Origin of the sequence: Endozoicomonas sp. ALC013, from assembly GCF_049310205.1 — a bacterium.
Taxonomy (GTDB): Bacteria; Pseudomonadota; Gammaproteobacteria; order Pseudomonadales; family Endozoicomonadaceae; genus Endozoicomonas.
Window position 1 is genome coordinate 1 of sequence record NZ_JBLYNS010000108.1, and the last position, 18,108, is coordinate 18,108.

Genomic DNA, 18,108 nt, shown 5'->3' on the forward strand with positions numbered 1-18,108 from the left:
AACAACTCCCCAGCCCTGTGACGCTTTATGGGCGGTGTCGCAGCGGAAATGATCACCGGTATGCAACAGGTGTCTTAAGGACTTGTGCAGGGCAATGTATTTGGCAAAGGAGCGCTTCTCTTCCTCTGAAGCACTGGCCGGGTCCAGCTCTACCCCCATATGACCAAACAGCGCAGTAATACCCCGGAAGGGATGTGCCTGCCTTGATCACCAGGCTGGTGGTGTCTGTGAAAAGGTGAATTAACGGTTTGCTCATCACAATGTGCTCGTAAGAAATGGTTCTGACTATTCAACAAAAATACCCCCACATAAGGGGGGCACAAAAACAGGTTATTTGTGAACTACCGGTCTTCAGACACTAGCAGCTACAGCACTTTCATCCTTGCTGAGGCGGGCATCCAGACGATAAGTCTTTTTATAGATGATGGCGCTCAGGGCAATCAGTACTGCGGGAATCAGGATCATCAGTACTTTCAGTCCGACAATGGTTTCCGGTGTCTGAACAACGTTGGGCACATAGCCGATAAACGTCAGACCAAAACCAATCAGGAAACCTGCCATGGCACCGGCACATTTCACCAGCATGGTTTGCACTGAAAAGATAATGCTCTCGCTGCGCAAGCCGGTTTTGGCTTCGCCGTAGTCCACCAGATCAGCCAGAATAACCGTAGAGAGACCATTGAACAGACCGTTGCCAAATTTCAGAGCAGCACCGGCCAGACCTACCAGAATGGCGCTTTCCGGGGCAATCACGCTGGAAAAGTAGAGTACGGAGCTGCACAGAATCGGAAAGCCGCAGGCCAGGGGCCACATCAAACGACGATTGACTACTTTAGCAATCCAGGGGAACAGGAAGATACCTGAGAATTGCATCTGAATTAACCCTCCATTGAATGAATCGTTAACCCCCCTGTTTAGCAGCAGCAATAAAATGTAGTGAATCCCGGCAGATGGTTAATTCTGAACCATTAACCGTCTCAGGGTGTTTCAAAGCTTGCTGGTCATAACCCCGTATCACTGTGGATTCAGGGTTATGAACGTGTGATCACGACAGTTCGAACGACCACTGGTACATCGGTTGAGTCAACAGGTACTCAGGGCGAACGCTCGGCGTCCAGGAATCATCACCACCAATACCCATGTGGAAGCCATCCAGATAGACAAAAATGCCTTCTTCTTCCTGAAGCTCGTGGGTATGTGTTGCCCTTGCCAATTGTGCCTGGCCGTATGGGCTGACACTGAAATGGAACTGTCCTGTTACCCGGATATCGCCCAGCATCAGCGCCTGGGTATCGCACCGCAGACCATTGTCGCTTGGGAAAATGTAAGGCGTGTGCATGGCCTTGAGGGACTGCTCCCAGTGTCCGATATCCGCGCTTAACTTGCGGTCCGGATAGTTTTCGTGGGGCCCACGGCCAAACCAGTTCACTTGTGCCGGTTGTTCCTTCAGTCTCAGGCAGGCACCGATGCGGGGCATAGGCGGCATATCACCATCAACAGTGACCTCAATATCGATACGGGCACTGCCGTTGGCGGCAAAATGATAGGTCCATACGCTGCGCAGAATCTCTTTTTCCGGTTGTTCCGGGTGGAAATAGCCATGGTGAGACAGAACCAGCCCTTTCTTGGCATCACATTCAACCAGCAGGCAGCGGTGTTGCAGGTTGTTTAATCCGGCCCGCTCCCAGCGTGGCATCCAGGCATTAGGGTCCGGACGGTCAACTTCGCTGACACCAATATCGTTGTCCAACGGTGCCCGGTAGAAATTGTCTGCCAACGGGGTAAGCAGTTGTTCTTTACCGTCTTTTACCCAGCTCACCAGCTGGCCAATGTTACGATCAATCGTCCAGCTGTTTTCTGCCGCATTGACGATAAAGCTGCTGTCGGCCTCATTGATGACCGCAGAGGTTGGCAAGCGAGGAGTAACCGCTTGATGGGTCAGCGATCCCGTTAACATAAACTGTTGGCGTGCGACTTCGTGGCCGGCTTCGGACCAGTCGGTTGCTTCAGGCTGGATAATAGAGAGATCCAGTCGTGGCAGTTTGCCGCTGATGGTCAGTGACTGCTCAGACAGTACCAGCAGTTCTGAGGAGTGGGGCGCAATATTCAGCGTGACTTCGCCAGCAACCAGAGCTTCTTCGCCCGCCATTAGCTGCCACACCAGTTGATGGTTGTCGGTGGCGCAGAAGCAGGCTTCGCTGGTGACTTTCACGGTGAGTGGTCGGGTTGCCACTAATTCGAAAGTAAACGGCTGCTGTGCTCTTTTGGCTTCAAACAGTGCCGGGTGCGGTGTTTTATCCGGGAATACCAGCCCATTGATGCAAAACTGGCGATCGTTGATCTTGTCACCAAAATCACCGCCGTATGCCCAGAAATGCTGACCATTGTCGTCGAACTTGTCCAGTCCCTGGTCCACCCAGTCCCAGATGAAACCACCTTGCAGGCGGGGGTGCTTTCTGAACGCATCCCAATACTCGGCAAAACCGCCCAGACTGTTGCCCATGGCATGGGCATATTCACACAGGATAATTGGCCGGGTTTCGTTGGGCATGCCGACCCACTTGGTCAATGCCCATTTGTTTTTGCCCAGGAACTGCTGTGGCTGATCCTCATCAGTACGACCATACATTGGGCAGATGATGTCTGTTGCGGGGGTATCGGAACAACCACCTTCATACTGTATCGGGCGAGACGGGTCGGTCCGTTTGGTCCATTGGTACATGGCATCATGGGCGGCACCGTAGCCTGATTCATTACCCAGTGACCAGATGATGATGGATGGGTGGTTAAAGTCCCGCGCCACCATGCGCATCATCCGCTCCAGGAACGCATTGGCCCATATCGGGTCGTCGGCCAGTTTGCGCATGGGGGTCATGCCGTGGGTTTCAATATTGGCTTCGTCAACCACATAGAGGCCCAGGCGGTCACACAGCTGATAGAATGCCGGTTGGTGCGGGTAGTGAGAACAGCGCACAGCATTGAAATTATGCTGTTTCATCAGTATCAGGTGTTCACGAACATCGTCTACCGTTTCAAAATGACCGGTCGCCGGGTTGTGCTCGTGCTTGTTCACACCACGAATCATTAATGGCTGTCCGTTTAATTGCAGCAGGCCATCTTTGATTTCTACCTTACGGAATCCAACGTCGTAGGCTTCGCTTTCAATATCGCTGTTTGATTGCGGATCCGTCAGCGTGACCACAACGCGATAAAGGTTGGGTGCCTCTGCGCTCCACTTTTGCGGATGGTTGATATCCAGTTGCAGACAGGTGCGATCGTTATACCCGCCTTTTTCGTCCATCGGTGCGGTACCAATGGCGGATGTGGTGGTGGCAATGACGTCGTTAGCCAAATACAGCGTCGCCCGAATGGCCAGTTCATCGGCATTCATGGTATCGGCAACAATGGTGAGTTTGCCGTGTTCGTAGCGGTCATCAAGATCCGGTGTGACGCGAATATCCACCAGACGCTGGTGTGGCTTATTGAGCAAGCGGACTGAACGATAAATGCCGCTTAGCCACCACATATCCTGATCTTCCAGGTAGCTGCCATCGGACCAGCGGATAACCATTGCGCATAACCGGTTCTCTCCGGCCTGAAGGTATGGTGTCAAATCGAACTCGGCGGCCAGTCGGCTGTCCTGTGAATAGCCCACGGACTTGCCGTTACACCAGAGATAGAAGGCACTGTTTACGCCATCAAAGATCACTCGGGTCTGGCTATCTTCCTGCCACTGCTCAGGCAGGGTGAATGTGGTGGAGTAGCAGCCAGTCGGGTTCGTCACAGGCACCCGGGGCGGGTTGCAGGGGAACGGATACTTGACGTTGGTATAGATGGGCTTATCGAAGCCCTGTAGCTGCCAGTTACCGGGAACGGTAATGGTCTGTGTCGGGTCAGATCCCTCCCTTGAAAATGTTTCAGGGACTTGTTCCGGAGAGTCATACAGTGCAAAAGCCCACTGGCCATCCAGACTTAATACCGAATCACTTGCATGGTCTGCCAGAGCTTGTGGCTCACTGCGCCAGCTGCTCATAGGGGTATGGCTTGCCAGTCGGCTGCGTGCGGTGATTTGTGGGCTTTCCCAGTCGCGCTGCATGAATTTACTCATAGGTTGGCTAAATCATTTTCCTGTCTCTGGAGTCACAGATCATTTCACCTGATGGTGAGATTATTGACGACAGTTATCCAGAATTTTCATACTTCAACATGATGTATCTTATCTGTGAAGGCGGGAAAAAGTGTTGATCCAGCTCAAACTTATGTAACTGTTACATTTTCTGGTGTCAGCCTGTTTGTTGATACCGGTTTAGTGCTTGCACACTGCTGCGTTCAACAAAAGTCGGCATCATTATCTGGCCTGTTACCTTTGCCCTGTTTTTATCGCTCAGGCTGATGGCCAGTCGTGCCGCCTGTTCAGCCATAACGGCAATGGGGTAACGAACAGTGGACAGTTTCGGGTGCAGATAACGTGCAATGACCAGATCATCATAGCCAACGACAGAAATATCCTGCGGACAATGCAGGCCGTTTTCCTGCAGGCCAAACAGCACGCCAGCGGCCATGATATCGTTGTAGGTGATGATGGCTGTCAGTGGTAAGCCTTTTGCCAGTAAGTCATAAACCCCCAGTCGTCCGCCATCTTCGGTGGGTGGGCAGGCGGCAATATAACGTTCATCAACAGGAATACCCGCTTCTGCCATGGCTTTGTGGTGGCCTTTAAGACGATCTTGCGCGTCATCGATAAATTGGTCTGAACATAAATAGCCAATCTGTTGATGACCTTTATTCAGCAGGTGTCGGGTAGCAATGTAGCCTCCCTGAACATTGTCCAGGGCGATGCAGCGCTCAGCAATGGGTTCAATGTAACGATTAATCAGCACTAAACCGGGGATTTGGCTGGCAAAGTCTATCAGTGTTTCATCGGACAACCATTTGCTGTGCACAATGGCCGACTCGCAGTGACCGATCAGTCGCTCAATGGCCTGATGCTCGGTTGGTTCGCTGTAGTGGCCATTGTGGATCAGCAGCTGTTTGTTGTGGTTTCTGGCAACCTGATCAATGCCTTTCAACATCTGGCCAAAAAAGGGTTCTGAAACATCAGACACCACCGCACCGATAGTGGTTGCCGACTGTCGTCCAATCACCGGACGATAACCCAGCTTCCGAATGGTTTGCCAGACCCGTTGCACCACTTCGTTACTGGTGTTGGGGGAGCGATTGATTACCCGTGAAACGGTTGCCGTAGAAACATTAGCTTCCCTGGCGACATCTTTGATTGAAACCATAAATAATTCATGTGTTTATGACTTTGGCTGACGATATCGTAGCGGCAGAGGCCGGGGGGTGGGAAGTGGAAATTAAGGTCACGTATATCCGGGTTCGGTTATGGGAGGGACAAGCGCAGTTTCCGGGAGGTATTGCCATCCTTGCTACGGGCGCTATTCTCGGTCAGCCTCCTGGTGTGTCTCGTTCCATGCGTAGGATAATTACCGTTTTATGCAGTCGGGTACTTATTGCCAGCATCGTATATCCGCCTGATAATCCACGCCGCTTATGGTGATCAAGCCATACTGCCATAATCAGAGACTGACGATGAGTGTGTAATGGTTGGTTTGCATCGCTCAGGGCTCTGCGTTAAGTAGTTGGCCAAATGGAATCGTATATTTCTGGCTAAGTGGGCAGTTACTATGCAAGGCGCAACGTAGGGAGCATAGCAGTAGCTATGTGACCGGAGTTGCAACGCCGCAGAGTGATTGACAACTTAGTCAGAAATATATGATTTCATTTGGTTAACTACTTATTGACGTTCAGTTTTTTGACAATGAGTGGGCAACTGGAATGAGCCAAGCTGGCGAATATATCGATTCCTATTATCAGGTCACCGGGCATTCACTGGAACTTCAGCCGGTGCTGAGTGGAGATATCACCGCGGATGTGTGCATCATCGGTGGTGGCATGACCGGATTTAATGCGGCCATTGAACTGCGCAAGCGGGGCTTTGATGTGGTGCTGCTGGAATCTGGTCGTATTTCCTGGGCCGCTTCCGGGCGCAATGGTGGACAGTGTCTGGCGGGCTACTGTCTGGGGCTGCGTGAGGTGGATGAAACCTTTGGTCCGCAGTGGGGAAAACAGCTGTGGGATCTCTCCTGTGAGTCGCTGGATATCGTTCGTGATCGTATCCGTGAGTTCAATATCGACTGTGATTTCCAGCAGAACTATATCGAATTGGCCATCAAGCCAGGTCAGGTAAAAGAGCTGAAGTCCTGGCTGGAGCTGAAGCAGACCCGTTATAACTACCCCAGCGTTACCTGGTGGGACCGGGACAAAATCCGGAAAGTGACCTCAACCGAGAAGTACCTCGGTGGACTGTTCGATACCAACAGTGGCCACATGCACCCCCTCAACTACACCCTGGGCCTGGCCCGCGCAGCGATTGAGCTGGGCACTCGCGTATTCGAGCAGAGCAAGGCGATCAAACTGGTCAAAGGCAGTCCAAACCAGATACTGACGGAGCAGGGCAGTGTCAAGGCGAAGCAGGTTCTGCTGGCCTGTAACGCTTACATCGACGGTCTTAACCGGAAAGCGGAAAGCAAAGTATTGCCGGTGGCCTCGTATATTGCCGTTACCGAACCGTTGGGTAAACGACAGCCTATTAGCAACAAAATGGCCATGTCTGACTTAAACAACAGTCTTGACTATTTCCGTCCTACTGCCGATGGCCGAATTCTGTTTGGTGGCGTTAATCATCCGTTCAATGGCGAATACAGTGACTCCAAAGAGCGCCTGCGTCAGCGGATGCTGAAGGTCTTTCCACAGCTTGATGATGTGAAAATGGAGTATCACTGGGGTGGTTTGTTTGCGGTTACCCGGGAATATATGCCGCATATTGAGCATCTTGGAAATGATATTTACACGGCACACGGCTATACGGGGCATGGTGTAGCACTGACCAATATTGCCGGGCGGGTGGTTGCGGAAGCAATGGCGGGGATGTCTGAGCGATTTGATGTGTTTTCCCGTATTCGCCACAAGTGGATACCAACGCCAAAAGTCCTTCGTGTACCGGCATTGGCCATGGCCATCTGGAAAGCAGAGCTTGAAGATTCTCTGGGAGGCTGATGGATTTACGTCAGTCAGCGTTTTTTGGTTGGCTGATGTGAAATAATTTTGATGATGAAGTGAACAAAATGGATGTTCCTTTGTCTACTAGCGGGCGACACCACGTTTTCATGTTTTTGTTTTCATAAACAGGAGGTCTTCCGTGACTGCAATTATTAACTGGGGCTTTGGCTTCTTTCTAACGGACTATGCTGGCCTCTCCGGGTCCGTGTTCCGATCCATCATATCGATGCTGTGATATGTCAAGGGCAAGGAAGAGTAGACTCTTTCTTGCCCTTGCCGCTTTTATTGACCGGATGTCAGTTTGGTAAACAGGCGGTTAACCTGACGGTTAATTCTGGAAGGCAGAACCTTAAAGACAAATAACCGTTTTTTTGCCTCAGCGGTTGGATAGATGCCAGGGTTCTCACGAATATCGTCGTCCACTAATGTTGTGGCGGATTTATTCGGGTTGGCATAAGCCACATAGTCAGTGATGTTGGCGATCACATCGGGACGCAGCAGGTAGTTCAGAAAGATATGGGCCTCTTCAGGGTTTCTGGCATCCTTGGGGATAGCTACGGCATCAAACCACAGGCCAGCACCCTCATCAGGGATCATATACTTTACGGTTACACCATTGTCCGCTTCATCAGCACGGTCTGCTGCCTGCAAAATATCCCCGGACCAGCCCATGGCGACACAGATATCACCATTGGCCAGGTCGGAAATTGAGCGGGAAGAGTGAAAGTAAGTGACGTAGGGACGAACTTTCATCAGCAGTGCTTCGGCTTTGGCGTAATCCGCTCTGTTGGTCGAGTTCGGGTCAAGTCCCAGATAACTCAGTGCCGCTGGAATCACATCGGTTGGTGCATTCAGGAACGCAACACCACACTGACTGAGCTTGCTGATATACTTTTCATCAAAGATCAGGCTCCAGCTGTTGATGGGAGCATCTTTCCCCAACTGCGCTTTCACCCGCTCCGGGTTATAACCGATGCCCGTGGTGCCCCACAGATAGGGAAACGAGTACCGGTTATCCGGGTCGTAGGTTTCCATCAAGATCATCAACTCAGCGTCCAGGTGCTTCCAGTTGGGCAGCTTTTCTTTATCCAGCGGCTGGTATACCCCGGCTTTGATCTGGTGAAGCAGAAAGTCTGCTGATGGTGCGACGATGTCATAGCCGGTTTTTCCTGAAAGCAATTTGGCTTCCAGGACTTCATTGCTGTCAAAGACATCGTAATGAACCTTGATACCAGTCTCTTTTTCAAAGTTGGCTATGGTGTCTTCGGCGATATAATCCGACCAGTTGTAGATATTAAGCGTTCTCTGTCCTTCATTGGCCGTTGTGGCAAATGCAGGCGCTATGGTGAGAGAAGCAGCGATTACAAGAGTGGATACAGATTTCCCCAGATGTCTGATCATGGTGAATCCTTACAGCAAGCCATGGGTGAGCTTCCTGGTACTCCGGTCAGTTGGAGCCAGTTACTCTTCGATGGCATTTTTTCAATAATCAGTAGTGACTCAACGGAGTCGCTACACCCCCAGTCATCAGGTTGATGAAAATGAAGCTGCGGAAGATAGCAACAAGGTTATGGGAAATCCATCGTTGCTGTATGAAATAGCGGTAAAAACCTATGACTGAGTGAACCTGCACAGGCTCCCGGAACATATCGCTGATGTGCATAGATTGCAACGGCTGCTCTGGAGGTGTTAGATTCTGCCACCCCATGGCTTATTTCTTTTGCACAGATGTCTACCCCGCTATTTCTTCTTGCTTCTGATCACCCTGCCATTCAGGCTTTGCTTGAAGGCCTTGCCGCACAGCTGAATACCGGCTTTAGTCACCGTCTTCAAGACGTTGATGAAGGCGCTCTGGTGGCTTTTGATGCATCCGGAGCGCTGGCGGTTCAGCGTGCGGGATCGAAAGAGAAGCCGATTGTCGTTGATTTTGTCGGTGGCAAGGCAGGGCATCGACGCAAGTTTGGTGGTGGCAAAGGGCAGGATATCGCCAAGGCCGTGGGTCTGAATAAAGGCGTCAAACCATCGGTGCTCGATGCAACCGGTGGATTGGGTCGGGATGCGTTTGTGCTGGGCAGCCTGGGGTGCAATGTCACCCTGATTGAACGGTCACCGGTGGTGGCAGCCCTTTTGGCAGATGGTTTGCGCCGGGCACTCGGCGATAGTGATGTTGCGCCCATTGCACAACAGATGTCGCTTTTGCCCGGTAATGCCATTGAGCTGATGCAGGCATCGGACAATAAGTACGATGTTGTTTATCTGGATCCGATGTTTCCTCATCGGGAAAAGTCGGCCTTGGTCAAAAAAGAGATGCGGCTGTTTCAGGATCTGCTGGGGGATGATCCGGATGCGGATCAGTTGCTGCAACCGGCACTGGATCTTGCACGGTATCGCGTTGTTGTGAAAAGGCCAAGGCTGGCACCGGATCTTAATGGCCAGGCTCCCACCTACCGGCTGGAAGGGAAAGCCTGCCGCTATGATATCTATGCCCTGAAGGCATTTTCCGGGTAATCAGATCTAATGATAACCGTGGTCATGGTGTGACCACGGTTATCGTGCGTTTTACCCGCTGTTCAGGGTGTGGATTTTTCCCCCGGACCGTTACTGACTCCGTATCGACTGGTCTGGTTGATACTGTGTCGTATTTCAGTGGTTAACAGGGTGTGCGCCTGATCAGCCACTTTCTGAATATCATCGCCAAACACCAGTTTATTGGTTTGCGTGATCTCCAATACACCGTGATAGCGCATCTGGGCAATAAAGCCACGGAACAGTGATTTATCAAAAAACTCCGGCGCATTAAGACCATGAATGATCGACAGGCGCTGTGCCAGCACCCCACTCTGATGTTCCAGGGCTTCTGCTTCAATATTGCCACTGCCATTGCGCAGGAGCAGGCTGATCACCATATAGAAGCGTTCCAGTGTCTGGACAATGGAGCGTGAGAAAACATTCAACATGATGTATTCGGCGGTGGCAGGGTCCGGCTGGAAATAACACGCTTCGCCATCATCATCCTGACCATGGGTAATCAGTCCTTCTGCAACCAGACAATCCAGCCATTTTTGCACCACGGCCAGCGCTTCGTGTTGCGTCCATTGCAGGAACAGTTCTGCCTGCAGGTAAGGGTAGAGAACCGCACTGATGCGCAGAATCTCTTTTCTGGTGATGCTGGCACAGTTCACAAAGAAACAGCTGATCAGGGACGGGATGGCAAAAATATGCAGCACATTGTTGCGATAATAGGTCATGGCAATGGCTGTTTTCTCATCCATGCTGATGATATCGCCCAGCGCATCGGTCTTTCTCTGGATCAGCTGCAGGTTTTCCACATAGTGAATCATGCTGCGGGCATCCAGATCGGTCATTGCTGTCCGGTCACTGTAGGGAACCATGGACAGTAGACGTGTATAGCCATCCAGCTGGCGAATCAGCTCCTCTTCACCCAGTGCATGCCTGGGTGAGGAAAGCAGGGCAATGGCGACCAGGTTGACCGGATTGATGACCGCTGCCGCATTGATTCTGCCAGCCAGCGTATCGCCCAGGTTTGAGGTGGTTTTTTCCAGCCATGCCGGTTTGTCATTGGCACCTGAGCTTTCTTTCCAGTTGGGTACCTGTGAATTCAGGAAGGAGCCCAGGTCCAGTGGTTCCCCAAAAGTGATCCACGCCTTGCCAAACTCATTTCTCAGGGCCGCCAGTGTGCGAACTATATCCAGAGGTGACTCACTTTTCTTGGCTTTACCCCGGAGTTCGCCCAGGTAGCTGGCCATTTCCAACAGTTTTTCATAACCGATATAGACCGGAACAAACGCCAGCGGCTTGCGATGGTCACGCAGGAAACTGCGGACGGTAATGGAGAGCATGCCGGTTTTTGGTGTCAGGGTGCGGCCGGTTCTTGAGCGGCCGCCTTCAATGAAATACTCGGTAGCAAAGCCTTTACTGGTCAGTGTGTACATGTATTCATGGAAGACCATGCTGTAAAGCGGGTTGCCACGGAACGTTCTGCGCATGAAAAAGGCACCGCCCTTGCGCAGAATGGTGCCAACCAACGGCATATTCAGGTTAATGCCCGCAGCAATATGGGGCGGTGGCAGACCTTCATAGTACAGAACGTACGACAGTAGCAGGTAATCGATATGGCTTCGATGGCAGGGCACATAAACAATCGTATGGCTATGTGCCAGCGCCTTCAGGGGCTCGACATGATTGATTTTTACGCCGCTGTATAGCTTGTTCCAGAACCAGGTCAGGATAATATCCAGGAAGCGGATCACGGGCATGGAGAAGTCAGAAGCGATTTCATTGGCATACTTCCGGGCTTTTGCTTCGGCTTCTACCAGAGTGATTTCCTGAGCCGCAGCTTCTGCTGCAATGGCTTTCTGAATCCTGGGCGTATGAATCAGGCTGTTGACCAGCATACGACGGTGGGAGAGATCCGGCCCCAGAACCGATGCTTTTTTCTGGCGGAAATGCACCCGGAGAATCCGGTTGACCTTGCGCACACTGCGGGCATGGTTGTTACTGTCACCCATGATTTCCTGCAGTGATAAGGCAGGGCTGAAAGACACCATGGTCTGTCGGCCGTGCAGCAGGGTTGCCAGAAACTTCCGGAAACGTCCGCCAAGGCTGAAGTTCCAGTCAAACAGCAGTTTAAAGGCGGACTGTTCTTTTTCCGGTGAGCGTCCCCAGATAATGGTAACGGGAACGAGCTGGACATCCTGATGCTTTGCTTCAACCTGCCTGACCAGCGCTTCCAGCAGTTCCGGGGGCTCTGGCCGTTCTCTCTGGAGAATCAGGCCTTCGTGCTGGCTAAGAAAAAAATGCGCTTTGCTCTGTGGCTGGTCAGCGACAATGGGGTTGTAAGGGCGGGGCAGACCTGCTTTTATGCACTCACCTTCCAGCACCATCAGGTCCGTCAGGGAGCGCTGGTGCATAACATAGACCACCGGTTTTCCGGTCTGCAGGTGCAAAGCTTCAGGGTTGTTGTTTTCAACCGTGGTACGCACCCACGTGGAGAGGAGTTTTCTCAGGCTATGAAAAACATAGCGATTCAGGGTAATGGGCTTCAGCATGGAACTGGCTCTTGGCCTGCATCCGTCAGTAAAGGAGATAAGAAACGTCAGAAGACTGGTACCGGTAAACCGGTACAGGCCTCATGGCTTGAGATTCAATGGTAGCTCTCAAGTCGCTGATGAGTTAATCGGGCATTCTAGCCTGATTACGTGGTGTTGCGCAAAAGTTACGGAGCTTCGGTGTCAGGAACCACTCTCCGTTTGATAGTATGGCTCAGTAGACGGTTATCCTGTTTTCTCCCCTGAAAAAGCAGCTAGGAGCCTGTCCGAGAATAGCGCCCGTAGCGAGGATAGCAGTAAATTGAGGATAAAAATTTCGTTTTGTGAGGTGAATAGCGGGGCTATTTGCCGAACAAAACGGAATTTTTAGACCAATTTGCTGCCACCGCAGTAGGGCAGCCTATTCTCGGACAGGCTCCCAGGCTGCTTTCCGGTTATGAAGCGTTAGGCCACTTGATCAGCTTTTCCTGGCCGTGTTCATCCAGTTGCCACCATTCATCCATATCAGCTCCTTCCTGCCAGGGGCCGGAGTTACAGCGAACCCGGCATTGACCATAGGCCTGAAGGCTTCTTGCGCATTGGGTGTCATCCTGCCAGGGGGTGCCCGTGGTTTTAAACCAGATGCTGGTCCAGGCTTTGCCAACAGCGTTTTCAACAATCATCACCGGAATGGTGTTGTCCAGGCGGGTGACTTCCATATCATGCACCACTTTGCCGCTGTTCACTGTCACAACGGTATCAAAGGTATCGTTCAGCCAGTCGGTAATAGCCTCCAGGGAGAGACCGCTGGCATACACTTCAATGTCGTCGACTTCGGTTGCGTCAGCTTTTGATGGATCAAGACTGCTCATTGGAGAAACGTCACTTTTCAGCTAGCAAATGCTTAAGTATACCCGTATAGATTTCCTGCAGGGTATCAAGATCTTCCGCGTTAACGCACTCATTCACTTTATGGATGGTGGCATTAACCGGGCCAAGCTCTACCACCTGGGCACCAGTAGGCGCGATGAAACGACCATCGGAGGTACCGCCGGAGGTTGATAGCTCCACCTCCATGCCGGTAACGTCCCGTATCGCTTGCTGAACGGCATTGACCAGGGCCCCAGGGTGGGTTAAAAACGGCTGACCGCTCAGGTACCAGTCAATATCGTACTCCAGCTGATGATGGTCCAGAATCGCGGTGACTCTTTCCTGAAGCTGCTCAGCCGTGACCTCTGAAGAAAACCGGAAGTTGAAATTCACCTGGCACTCGCCGGGAATGATATTGCTGGCACCGGTACCGGCCTGAATTTGCCAGATCTGGAGGCTGGTGGGCGGAAAGAATTCATTGCCTTCATCCCAGACTTCGCCGGTCAGATCGGCAATGGCCGGGGCTACTTGATGTACCGGGTTTCTGGCCAGGTGAGGATAGGCGACATGTCCTTGAATACCTTTGACCGTAAGGTGGCCATGGAGTGAGCCACGGCGGCCATTTTTCACCACATCTCCCACCTGGTTGGTGCTGGATGGCTCGCCAATCAGGCACCAGTCGATTTTCTCGTTTCGAGCCTCAAGGTGCTCAACCACTTTTACCGTACCGTTTTTGGCGGGGCCTTCTTCATCGCTGGTAATCAGAAAGGCAATGGACCCTTTATGGTCAGCGTGTTCTGCCAGAAAGTCTTCGCAGGCGGTGACCATGGCGGCAAGGCTGCCTTTCATGTCGGCGGCTCCACGGCCGTGCAGCATGCCGTCGATGATGTCTGGCTGAAACGGAGGGTTGTCCCACTTCCCTTTCGGGCCGGTGGGCACCACATCGGTATGTCCGGCAAAGGCGAGCACCGGGCTCTGGTCGCCTCTGCGCAGCCAGATATTATCGACCTCACCGAAGCGGAGTCGCTCAACCTTGAAGCCCAGTGGCTCAAGTCGGCTGATCATCAGTTCCTGGCAGCCCGCATCTTCAGGAGTGACGGAAGCGCGGCTGATCAGGTCCATGGCCAGTTGCAGGGTTTTGGAGGTCATAGTCAGGGAATCGGTCATTTATTGTTCTGGAAAGAAATCGGATAGTTGGCAGCAATTGCAATGCAGTCTAGCATTTTTCACCGGACTGCAACCATGTGAGAATTTCCCGGACGTAAGGCTGCTCTGTGTCGGACTGAAACGCCGAAAAGGTGTTTTCCAGGCGTTTGCGGGTGAAATCGGAAAAGTTCAACGTGCCTTCTTCGGTAAAATAGAGCAGGTTGTCTTCAATGGCCGATGCCAGCGCTTGACCGCAAAGATCAACCACTGCCTTCCTGAAGCTGGCATGGCCATCAAACCGGTCTTGCTGCTGGTATAGGTCAGCCAGAGTGGCCAGCGATATCATCGATAGCCAGGGCTGGATCATCGGGTTGACGGCATGGCCACGACACCAGTCGCTGATTTGCCATGGGCGGCCGGTGAAGGTATAGAGTCTGAGCCGGTGTTTCAGCCATTCGGTATCATTGACCGGGTAGTTGTCCCAGAGGAACGGTTTGCGTTGGAAGTGGTCCGTCATTTCCTGCAAGCCTGACTGGTCGTAGCCAAGGGAAATAACGTGGTCGCCTGTCCAGAAAATATCAAACTGTGGGTCCAGGCATTGGCCCAGATCAGACCAGTAGCCTTTGGGCATTGTGCCGTAGACTCTCTGCAATAACGGGTCTTTTGAGTAGTAGGTGCCTGCGACAATAAATTGGGTCGCGGTGCTTTCTGCGGCGATAAATTCGGCAATGTCAGCCTGGGTTTTTGCCAGGTCATCAATGTTGTTACTGAAATCATCAAAGAGAATGCAGAGAATCTGTGGATTCAGTTGATTGATGCTGGCGATTTTCTGTTTCAGCTGTTGGCGACTTTTCTGGTTCAGTTCCCGTACATTAAACGGCGTGAGTCCGATACCAAAACGCACATTGTTTTGTTTGAGCGACAAACCCAGTGTGTTCAGGTGGTGGAAATCCTGCTCTGGCCAGGGCTGATCCCATTGTTCGCGCAGATAAGGATCATTCTTTGGTGCGTAGATATAGAAATTGAAACCTTTCCTTGCACAGAAACTGGCATAGGCATTCCTGGACTCCCAGGACCACTGGTTTTCCTGATCATACAGCCCTTCTATTACGCCATAGTGGAATGCCATGAGCGGATATTTCCCTGTTTAAAGTGAGTCAGACTAAGACGTTTTCTGCTTGAATTCACAAAGGTCTTCAATAATGCAGCTACCACATTGTGGCTTTCTTGCTTTACACACATAACGGCCATGGAGGATCAGCCAGTGGTGGGCATCCATCAGAAACTCTTTGGGAACCAGCCTGACCAGCCGTTTTTCCACTTCCAGAACATCCTTGCCGGGGGCAATGCCTGTTCGGTTGGATACCCGGAAAATATGGGTGTCCACCGCCATGGTGGGCTGATGAAAGGCGGTATTTAAAACGACGTTAGCCGTTTTTCTTCCAACGCCGGGAAGTGCTTCAAGATCTTTCCGGTTATCGGGTACCACGCTATTGTGTTTATCCATCAGCATCTGACAGGTTTTGATAACGTTTTCTGCCTTGGCATTGAATAACCCGATGGTTTTGATGTACTCCTTCAGGCCATCAACACCCAGGGCAAGTATTGCCTCAGGGGTATTGGCAACCGGGTAAAGTTTATCGGTGGCTTTGTTGACCCCTACATCGGTGGCCTGGGCAGACAGTATCACCGCGACAAGCAGTTCAAAAGGTGTACTGTAGTTTAGCTCGGTCGTTGGGTTGGGGTTAGCGTCCCGAAACCGGGTAAAAATCTGTGTGCGCTTTTCCTTGTTCATCCTTTGACCAGTAAAAAGTATAAAAATCAGTTTGTGCTTATTTTAATGCAAAACAGGGCTGGAATGCCCTGTTTCTGATCATGAAAGGGTTAGATCCGGAATGTCATAACCAGACCGAAATAGTTCCGGTTTTCATCCTGATTCTCTACCTGATAAAAGGTTGGAGCAAATGTCAGACGGATATCAAAGTCTTCCATAACGGGCTGTTCACGGTCACCATTGATCCACTGGTCAATACTGTCGACCGGATCCAGGAAAAACAGTGCCGTGGAGCCCAGGCCGGCAGAGCCCCATACCAGGCCATCATTGTCGACAATCGAGCGCTTCTTCTGGTAAGCCCATTCGCCGTATAGCCAGCCACCAATGGGCGTTACGATAATATCCTGAATGGAAGGCACTTCAGCGATGGCTTCGATACCGTACTCCCAGTAGAAGGTGGACATCAGGAAGGAGTAGACAAAGGAGTTCCACTGGTTGTAACCAGACTCCCGTGCAACGATGTAGTAAACACCACCGAAGTAAGGGTGTGTTACGTAGTTAAGGAAAAAGTCATCTTCATCCATCACCGGGCCTGAACTGACATTATCCCACCACTTTTTGTGGAACTGTTTCATGTCAGACTTATCCCAGTTGGTAAAGGACTCCGGCATAACGGCCAGGGCTCCAATCACACCAACGCCCAGACCGAACATGAGTTTTGTCTGGGACCAGAGACGTGCCTGATTCTCCTGAGGATTGTCATCGAACAGGGTTATTGCCCATGGGGAGCGCTCTTCAGATAGGGTGAACTCAGCGTCTGGCTCCGCCACTGATGGGACAGCAGGAGCTGTGGCGTTGGCCTGGACAAAGCCGGAAAGCATGATCAGGCCAGATAAAAAAACTGGCAATATCTGGTTAAGCATCGTCTTTTATTCATGAGATGGCTGGGGGGTGGCGCAGAAACCACCCAAAAACGGGTTATCCATTCAGGTCATTACCCCTGTTCTGGACAAAAGAGGGGGATTCTATAGCGAATTCTGTCAATAATCGATTGAGGTTTATCATTATTTCCAGTTTTATCGGGCTGATAAATCAGGCTCTTATTTTGTCATGCCGGATTTCTGACTTTGTTCAGAGCAGTGGTTCAGGCAACCTGAACACGAATAAGGTTGCACATGCTACATTGAAATAAAAAAGCAGTATAGGGATGTATCGTGTTTAATAAGCAGTTATACCTGTCAGTGGTTACAGGTTTATTAATGATCGGTGGACTATTTCCTTCAACCAGGTTGCTGGCAGTATCCTCACCGGAATATGAGCCTGTTCCATTTACTCAATATTGGAATGTTATTGCCAACCAGCTTGCCGAAAGCCTCATCGCCAGAGGACGTCTTGGATCAGATTCCGTTTATGTTGATAAAAAACATGCCGCTTCAGGTGTTGCCCGATATCTGGAAAAACAGCTGTCAGTTTCATTGAAAAAATCCGGTGCAAACGTGAGGGCGCCAACCAATGCCTTCAACATGATTGAGCTTGATGTTGATGTTCGAACCCGGTCGAATGGCAGGGGGACCGTGTACTCTGAGGGAGGGGATATCGACCAGTTGTGGGAGATAAAGGAATTTGGTTCTGTCTATTCAGATCAGCTTGCTCATTTAAAAATGGAACCCCTGACAATGATTCGACCAAGAACCATAAACCCGATTTCAGATACCGATACAGAAGTTGTTATCACCGCCCGGGTTATGGATAGAGGCTCGATTCTGGTATCGCAAACCTATGCGTTCTATTTTTCTGCTGAACGGGCAAGTCGTGAATATCATCCTCTGTATAACGGATTAACCAGGGCAGAAGCCTTTTATGCTGATAGTGATGGCCTGTTAACAGAGCATCAGAATAGGCAGGGTGCCTTTATAAATCATCAGAAAAAACTGGATAATCAAATTCAGCAATTGATTGACAGCTATCATCTTGATGTGGATTTTTAGGAGCCTGTCGGACTTAAGACTGTCCTACTGTGGTTGCGATAAATTGGTCTAAAAATTCCTGCTTTTTCGTCAAATAGCCCCGCTATTCTCCTCAGAAGCAGAAATTTTTATCCTCAATTTCTCTCAATCCTCGCTACGGACGCTTAAGTCCGACAGGCTC

At 51.1% G+C, this 18,108-nt stretch carries 14 protein-coding genes; 3 read left to right on the top strand and 11 right to left on the bottom strand.

The genetic code is table 11. From position 1 onward, the window contains the following. The 4 genes from ACO6V1_RS17180 to ACO6V1_RS17195 all read right to left on the bottom strand — a co-directional run. Window positions 1-180, bottom strand: a 180-nt coding sequence (locus ACO6V1_RS17180; RefSeq protein WP_422467794.1) for a hypothetical protein, incomplete at its 3' end; no start/stop codon positions are given. A 171-nt stretch (window positions 181-351) separates the two neighbouring features. Next, the gene (locus ACO6V1_RS17185) at window positions 352-873 is read right to left on the bottom strand and encodes an MFS transporter (protein WP_422467784.1); all 522 of its coding nucleotides are present in this window, start codon (window positions 871-873) and stop codon (window positions 352-354) included. A gap of 172 nt (window positions 874-1,045) precedes the next feature. Then, entirely contained in the window at window positions 1,046-4,108 is a 3,063-nt protein-coding gene (locus ACO6V1_RS17190; RefSeq protein ID WP_422467786.1) for a beta-galactosidase, read from the bottom strand. A gap of 175 nt (window positions 4,109-4,283) precedes the next feature. After that, window positions 4,284-5,285: a substrate-binding domain-containing protein gene (locus ACO6V1_RS17195; protein ID WP_422467788.1), complete on the bottom strand. Its 1,002-nt coding sequence runs from the start codon at window positions 5,283-5,285 to the stop codon at window positions 4,284-4,286. A gap of 553 nt (window positions 5,286-5,838) precedes the next feature. Here ACO6V1_RS17195 and ACO6V1_RS17200 point away from each other — a divergent pair. Further along, window positions 5,839-7,119, top strand: coding sequence for an NAD(P)/FAD-dependent oxidoreductase (locus ACO6V1_RS17200; RefSeq protein WP_422467790.1), 1,281 nt, complete (start codon window positions 5,839-5,841; stop codon window positions 7,117-7,119). A 285-nt stretch (window positions 7,120-7,404) separates the two neighbouring features. Here the strand turns inward: ACO6V1_RS17200 and ACO6V1_RS17205 are convergent, their stop codons facing one another. Continuing rightward, complete coding sequence (locus ACO6V1_RS17205; RefSeq protein ID WP_422467792.1) at window positions 7,405-8,523, bottom strand: polyamine ABC transporter substrate-binding protein; 1,119 nt, start codon at window positions 8,521-8,523, stop codon at window positions 7,405-7,407. Between the two features lie 327 nt (window positions 8,524-8,850). Between ACO6V1_RS17205 and ACO6V1_RS17210 the strand changes: the two genes are divergently transcribed. Then, window positions 8,851-9,630: a class I SAM-dependent methyltransferase gene (locus ACO6V1_RS17210; RefSeq protein ID WP_422461536.1), complete on the top strand. Its 780-nt coding sequence runs from the start codon at window positions 8,851-8,853 to the stop codon at window positions 9,628-9,630. Window positions 9,631-9,692: 62 nt separating this feature from the next. Here ACO6V1_RS17210 and plsB read toward each other — a convergent pair whose 3' ends face one another. From plsB to ACO6V1_RS17240, 6 genes are all read right to left on the bottom strand, one after another. Beyond that, complete coding sequence (gene plsB / locus ACO6V1_RS17215) at window positions 9,693-12,191, bottom strand: glycerol-3-phosphate 1-O-acyltransferase PlsB (protein WP_422446946.1); 2,499 nt, start codon at window positions 12,189-12,191, stop codon at window positions 9,693-9,695. A gap of 434 nt (window positions 12,192-12,625) precedes the next feature. Further along, entirely contained in the window at window positions 12,626-13,042 is a 417-nt protein-coding gene (locus ACO6V1_RS17220) for a hypothetical protein (protein ID WP_422446944.1), read from the bottom strand. Between the two features lie 10 nt (window positions 13,043-13,052). Further along, window positions 13,053-14,207 carry a succinyl-diaminopimelate desuccinylase gene (gene dapE / locus ACO6V1_RS17225; RefSeq protein ID WP_422446942.1) on the bottom strand — a complete coding sequence of 385 codons (1,155 nt, stop codon included), beginning with the start codon at window positions 14,205-14,207 and terminating at the stop codon, window positions 13,053-13,055. A 49-nt stretch (window positions 14,208-14,256) separates the two neighbouring features. Next, window positions 14,257-15,315, bottom strand: coding sequence for a beta-N-acetylglucosaminidase domain-containing protein (locus ACO6V1_RS17230; protein ID WP_422446940.1), 1,059 nt, complete (start codon window positions 15,313-15,315; stop codon window positions 14,257-14,259). A 33-nt stretch (window positions 15,316-15,348) separates the two neighbouring features. Beyond that, window positions 15,349-15,981 carry an endonuclease III gene (gene nth / locus ACO6V1_RS17235; RefSeq protein ID WP_422446938.1) on the bottom strand — a complete coding sequence of 211 codons (633 nt, stop codon included), beginning with the start codon at window positions 15,979-15,981 and terminating at the stop codon, window positions 15,349-15,351. Between the two features lie 89 nt (window positions 15,982-16,070). After that, window positions 16,071-16,883 carry a DUF3943 domain-containing protein gene (locus ACO6V1_RS17240; protein WP_422446936.1) on the bottom strand — a complete coding sequence of 271 codons (813 nt, stop codon included), beginning with the start codon at window positions 16,881-16,883 and terminating at the stop codon, window positions 16,071-16,073. Window positions 16,884-17,219: 336 nt separating this feature from the next. On the opposite strand from ACO6V1_RS17240, the gene ACO6V1_RS17245 reads away from it, so the two are divergent. Continuing rightward, window positions 17,220-17,948 (top strand): hypothetical protein, encoded by a 729-nt coding sequence (locus tag ACO6V1_RS17245; protein WP_422446934.1) that lies wholly within the window; start codon window positions 17,220-17,222, stop codon window positions 17,946-17,948. Window positions 17,949-18,108: the final 160 nt, after the last annotated feature.